Genomic DNA, 5,688 nt, shown 5'->3' with positions numbered 1-5,688 from the left:
CATCAGCACCCTCCGCCGCAACCACGACGACCACCACCAACACCTCCACTCCCTCGCCCACGCCCACACCACCGGCCACCCCATCACCTGGCAACCCACCCACCAACACCACAACCACATCAACCTCCCCACCTACCCCTTCCAACACCAGCGCTACTGGCTCAACACCCCCACCCAGACAGGAGACGTCACCGCCGTCGGGCTGAGCGAGGCCGGGCACCCACTGCTCGGCGCCGCGCTTCCGCTCGCGGGCGGTGAAGGACATCTCTTCACCGGCCGGCTCTCATTGCGCACACACCCCTGGCTGGCCGACCACGCCTTCGCAGGCGTCGCGCTTCTGCCCGGTACCGCGCTTCTGGACATCGCCCTCCAAGCGGGGGAGCGCGTCGGGTGTCGGCATGTCGAGGAACTCACGCTGCATGCGCCCCTTCTCCTCCCCCAACGTGGCGGAGTCGCTCTCCAGATCAGCGTCGGGGCGCCGGACACCGACGGGCGACGGGAGTTCACCGCCTATTCACGGAGCGAGGACGACGTCTCGGGTACGGAGAACACGGACGGCCCGGAGGGTTCGGGCCGGCAATGGACGCGGCATGCCACGGGCACGCTGAGCAGCGGCCCCGCCTCCCCCACCGCCCCCTCCGCGGCGGCGGCCGAACTGATGGCTGACGTATGGTCCCCGGCCGGCGCCGATGCCCTGGACCTCGACGGGCTGTACGAGCGGCTGGCCGGGGCGGAGTTGGCCTATGGGCCCGCGTTTCAGGGACTGCGCACCGCCTGGCGCCGTGGCTCGGACATCTTCGCCGAGGTGCGGCTGCCCGAGCCGCAGGCCCGTGACGCCGACCGGTTCGGCGTCCATCCGGCCCTCCTGGACGCGGCGCTGCACACCCTCGGCCTCGATCCGGCTCACCACGGGGCAGGGAGCGACGGCGCGGACGAGGACACCGACGTCGCACCGGACGGGCGGCCGTCGGCTTGGCTGCCGTTCGCCTGGCGCGGAGTCACGCTGCATCGTACGGGCGGTGAGGTGTTGCGGGTGCGGCTCTCGCCGCGGCCCGGACGTGGAGTGGTGGCCATTGAGGCGGCCGACGAGTCGGGGCGGCCGGTGGCTTCGATCGACGCACTCGTGCTGCGGCCGGTGTCCGCGGGTGAAGTGCGGACTGCCGGCTCGGAGCATCACGAGTCGCTGTTCGGCATGGAATGGCCCACCGTGGCGCTGCCCTCGGCAGACCCCTCTGCCTCCGGCCCGTCACTCTCCGGTCCCTCGTCCTTCGCGGTCGTCGGCGCCGATTCGTGCGGGCTCGCATGTCGGCGCCATGAGGACTGGACCGCGCTGCTGAGCGCCGTGGAGGTCGACGGCGCTCCTGAGGTGGTCGTCGTCTCTTGTGGAGGTGAGGGCGTGGGCGTGCACACCGCCGCGTATCGCGCCCTGCACCTGCTCCAGTCCTGGCTCGGCGAGCAGCGGCTCGCGGACAGCCGACTGGTCGTGCTGACGCGAGGGGCGGTCGCCACCCGCCGGGAGGACGACGTCTCGGATCTGCCCGGCGCGGCGGTTTGGGGGCTGGTCCGCTCGGCGCAGTCCGAGAACCCGGACCGGATCACCCTGGTGGACTGGGATGGACACGGCTCCTTGGCCCAGGTGCTGCCCGTGGCGCTGGCCGTCGGGGAGCCACAGCTGGCCATTCGCGATGGAGAGGTGTGCGTACCGCGGTTGGTGCGGGTGCCACGGCAGGAGCGGGCCGGGTCGGTCGAGGGATCCGCCGACGGATCGACTGACAGGTCGGGGGACGCGTCGGCTGACGGATCGCCGTTGGCGCTTGATCCGGCCGGGACCGTGCTGATCACGGGCGGCACCGGAGTGCTGGGCGGGCTCGTCGCCCGACACCTCGTCGTGGCACACGGGGTACGGCAGTTGCTGCTGGTGGGCCGACGTGGCGTGCAGGCCGAGGGTGTGGGGGACCTGGCGGCCGAGCTCGAGGCGCTCGGCGCGATGGTGACCGTCGCCGCCTGCGACGCCGCCGACCGCGAGGCGCTGGCCACCCTGCTGAGCCGTGTCCCCGAGCGGCATCCACTGACCGCCGTGGTCCATGCCGCTGGGGTGCTCGACGACGGCACGATCCCCACGCTGACGCCGGAGCGGATCGACACCGTCTTCCGTGCCAAGGTGGCTCCGGCGCTGCTTCTGCACGAGCTCACCCGCGACGCGGACCTGGCGGCCTTTGTGATGTTCTCGTCCGCCGCCTCCGTGCTCGGTTCGCCGGGCCAGGGCAACTACGCGGCGGCCAACGCCGTGCTGGACGCGTTGGCGCGGCACCGCCGGGCCAACGGGCGGCCCGCGACATCCCTGGCCTGGGGCCTATGGGCGCAGGGCAGCGGGATGACACGTCATCTGGACGGCAGCGACCACGCCCGGATCGGCCGTGGTGGGATGGCGCCGCTGGACACTGAGGAGGCCCTCGCCCTCTTCGACGCGTCGTCGGCCGCCGGGGAGCCGTTCCTCGTCCCGGCCCGGCTCGAGATCGGCGCGCTGCGCACGCGGGCGGCCACCGCCGGGGTGCCGGCGCTGCTGCGCGGGCTCGTCCCGATGTCCGCGCGCCCGGGGGCGGCCGAGCGGGGCGAAGGCGCGCCGGACTCGGGTGTGTCGCTCCGTGACCGCCTCGCCCGACGCGGGGGCAAGGAGCAGCAGGGCATCCTCACTCGTCTCGTACGGTCGCAGGCCGCCGCGGTGCTCGGGCACGCGGGGATCGAGGAGGTGGCGGAGCGACGTGCCTTCCGGGAGCTGGGTTTCGACTCGCTGACCGCCGTGGAGTTGCGCAACCGGCTCACGGCCGCCACCGGCCTGCGGTTGCCGGCGACGCTCGCGTTCGACTTTCCGACCCCGGCCGCGCTCGCGGAGCATGTGCGCTCTCTGCTGCTGCCGGCGAACGGGAACGGGGTCTCGGCGGCTGAGGCCGGGGGCCTCCGCGAGGAGGAAGTGCGGGCCGCGGTGGCGTCCATCCCGCTCGACAGGCTTCAGGAAGCCGGTCTGCTGACCGCGCTGCTGGAGCTCGCCGAGGTCTCCGGTGGCGTCGAAGGTGTCGGGGCCGGCGCCATCCCCGCGGCCCGTTCCGCGGACGGCGGCTCGCGTTCGATCGACGAGATGGACCTCGACAGTCTCATCGGCCTGGCCCATGGCGACCAGCCCTCCTCGGACTCGTAGTCTCGTAGTAAGGAGCGACAGATGACCGATCTCGTCGACGAAGACCGGCCGGAGGCCGTCGATCAGGCGGATAACGTGCGCGGCCTGAGGGTGTTCACTCTCCCTGTGGTGCTGTGGGCGTGTGTCGGCGCCCTGGTGCTGGGCCTTCAGGTGCATGTGTTCGCCTCGTGGCTCGCCGACGGCGGCTACCGCATCGAGAAGGCGCCCCCGGCCGCGGGCGGTGGTGACATGGAGCGGATCGCCGATGTGCTGATCCCGCTGCTGTCCGTGGCGGGCGCGGTGGCCCTCGCGGTGTATCTGTACCGGAAGTGTCGGGCCAGTCGACGGCTGACGTTCGACGCCCTGCTCTTCATCGGGCTGCTGCTGGCGAGTTGGCAGAGCCCCTTGATGAACTGGATCCATCCGGTGCTCGCGTCGAACATCAACGTGTTCGGAGCGGTCGCCTCGTGGGGGCCGTATGTGCCCGGTTGGCAGGGGGCGGGGGCCCACCAGGAGGCTGAACTGCCGCTGGCGACGCTGAGCATCTGCATGACGGCCATGATGGTCGCCGTGGCCTGCGGCAAGGGCATGGGGCTGGCCGCCGCCCGGTGGCCGCGGCTGGGGCGGATCCGGCTGATCGCGCTCGGCTTCCTGCTCGTTGTGCTCTTCGACGTCGTCGAGCCGCTGGTTTCCTTCTCGGGCGTCTCCGTGTGGGCGCGTTCGGTGCCCGAGCTGACCGTCTGGGGTGGGCACTGGTATCAGTTCCCGCTGTACCAGATGGTGGCTTCGGCGTTCTTCGGCGCCGCGTTGGGGGCTGTGCGCCACTTCCGCAACGAACGGGGCGAGACGTGTCTGGAGTCCGGGGCGGCCCTCCTCTCGGAGGGCCTGAGGCCTTGGGTCCGGCTGCTGGCGGTGGTGGGCGGGGCGAATGTCAGCATCGCCCTCTACACCGGCACACACATCCTGTTCTCGCTGCTGGACGGCGCTCCCCCGGACCAACTTCCCGACTTCTTCCGTCCGCCGGCAGGCTACTGAGCCGGGACTGGTGAGCCAGGACTAGTGAGCCGGGGCTACTGAGCCGGTCGGCGCCGAGCGGCCCGCCTGATCCACGTTCCGGTTCCTGGGCTCCGCGATCATGCGGAGTTTTCCGGGGATCACATGGGTGGACTGGTGGACCGCTCGGACGCTCCGTCCGGGCACCGGACGCAGCCGCCACCGGGAGGCGATGACGGCGACGGCCACGGCGGCCTCGGTCTCGGTGAAGGCGTCGCCGATGCACTTGTAGACACCCCCCGCGAAGGGGACCCAGGCCCCCTTCTTGACCCGCCCCGCGTTCCGCTCGGGGTCCCAGCGGTCGGGGTCGAATCGCTGCGGCTCCGGGTACCAGCGGGGGTCGTTCTGGAGGGCGTAGGCGCTGTACATGACCTCCGAGGCGGCGGGGAGCTCGTGTCCGCCGAGGCGCACCGGCTGCCGCGTACGTCGCGCGCCGACCCATCCCGGATACTTGCGCAGCGCTTCCTTGACCAGCCTCTGGGTGAAGGGCAGCCGGTTGAGGTCCCGGTGGCCGGGTGGCCTGCCGTCGAGGGCCGTGTCGATTTCGTCGTGCAGCCGTCGCTCGAGGTCGGGGTTCTGGCCGAGCTCGTGGAAGATCCACGATGTGATGGCGGCCGGCCCGCCGATTCCTGTGATGGCGAGCCCCATGATCTCGTCACGGATCTCTTCGTCGGTCAGGCCGATGCCTTCGGCGTCCGTCGTCCGCAGCAGCGTCGAGAGCATATCGCCGTGGTCCCGCCCTTCGGCGCGGTAGGTGGCGATGGTCTCCTCGATGATGGCTCGCGCCGGGGGAAGTTGGCGGTTTCCGGGGGTCGGCAGCCGTCGGTAGATTCCCGGCAGGATCGCGCTCATCCTGGCCACCTGAAGAATGGCGTTCCCCACCTTCCGCAGCTCCGCCTCGGCGTGCGCGGCGCGTTCGGAGAAGAACAGCGACTTGGCGATCGCGGCGGTGGCCAGGTCGGTCATGACGGGCAGCACATCCACCACGTCGTGCGCGGACCAGGATTCGGCGGTCTCCGTCGCGGCGGCGGACATCGCGGCGACGTAGCTGCCGAGCCGCTGCCGGTGGAAACACGGCTGCATCATGCGGCGCTGGCGCCGGTGCGGCTCGCCGGTCGTCGCGACCAGGATCGGTCCGATGAAGGACAGCGCCTTGGCGTGGCCGATGCCCCGTGTGTACGCGTGCGCATCGGTCACCAGCAGGGTCCGCACCAGGTCCGGGTGGGTGGCCACATAGACGGGCTTGTGGCCGAGCCGGATACGGACCAGGTCTCCGTGGTCGGCCAGGGAGGTCAGGAAGTCGAGCGGCCGCCGGGCCAGCCGCGGCAGATGGCCCGCCACCGGCCATGAGCCCGGCACATCGGGGACGGGGAGAGTGGCAGGCATCGCGGGACTCCTATCAGGATCTGTCGCTACCAGAGGAAATGAGAATAAGGAGAGCTAATGCACGCAAGAAGCCC

3 protein-coding genes are annotated in these 5,688 nt (G+C 71.3%); 2 read left to right on the top strand and 1 reads right to left on the bottom strand.

From position 1 onward, the window contains the following. Both ACH4S9_RS46905 and ACH4S9_RS46900 read left to right on the top strand, forming a co-directional pair. Positions 1–3,196 (top strand): type I polyketide synthase (locus ACH4S9_RS46905; protein WP_398377786.1); only part of this gene is annotated, 3,196 nt, incomplete at its 5' end. Positions 3,197–3,217: 21 nt separating this feature from the next. After that, positions 3,218–4,210 (top strand): spirocyclase AveC family protein, encoded by a 993-nt coding sequence (locus tag ACH4S9_RS46900; RefSeq protein ID WP_385350916.1) that lies wholly within the window; start codon positions 3,218–3,220, stop codon positions 4,208–4,210. A 21-nt stretch (positions 4,211–4,231) separates the two neighbouring features. Here the strand turns inward: ACH4S9_RS46900 and ACH4S9_RS46895 are convergent, their stop codons facing one another. Next, the gene (locus tag ACH4S9_RS46895; protein WP_311730783.1) at positions 4,232–5,614 is read right to left on the bottom strand and encodes a cytochrome P450; all 1,383 of its coding nucleotides are present in this window, start codon (positions 5,612–5,614) and stop codon (positions 4,232–4,234) included. Positions 5,615–5,688: the final 74 nt, after the last annotated feature.

Source organism: Streptomyces sp. NPDC021225 (assembly GCF_044332865.1).
Lineage (GTDB): Bacteria > Actinomycetota > Actinomycetes > Streptomycetales > Streptomycetaceae > Streptomyces.
This window is presented reverse-complemented; position numbering and strand designations above follow the sequence as displayed.